At 63.4% G+C, this 314-nt stretch carries 1 protein-coding gene and 1 pseudogene; both read left to right on the top strand.

Going from position 1 to position 314, the window contains the following annotated elements; all coding sequences use genetic code 11:
* Positions 1 to 134 (top strand): annotated as a pseudogene (locus B2J89_RS23015) (FAA hydrolase family protein); the annotation flags it as partial.
* Between the two features lie 82 nt (positions 135 to 216).
* Positions 217 to 314 (top strand): zinc ribbon domain-containing protein (locus B2J89_RS22035; RefSeq protein WP_169170887.1); only part of this gene is annotated, 98 nt, incomplete at its 3' end.

Here is a 314-nt window from a genome sequence, read left to right as displayed (position 1 = left end):
CGGCCGCCTGGGAGCTGCAGCCCGGCGACCTGATCTACACCGGCACGCCCGAAGGCGTGGCCGCCGTGGTGCGCGGCGACCTGCTCGACGGCGGCGTCGAGGGCTTGGAGCCACTGCGACTGAGCGTGGTATAGCCAGTCAATTCACTACTTATTTAATAGCATCCAGCGCTTATCTCATAAGCGCTGGAGGCCTATTTGATTCAAAATTCAGCGCATGACCTTTCGCAGCCCGATCAAGCACTGCCGCAACTGCGGCACCGCGGTGGTGTACCGCGTCCCCGATGACGGCGACACCCGCCAGCGTGCCGTGTG

Source organism: Acidovorax sp. SRB_24, assembly GCF_012931925.1.
The sequence above is the reverse complement of the archived record's forward strand: the minus strand, read 5'-3'. Positions and strand labels throughout refer to the sequence as shown.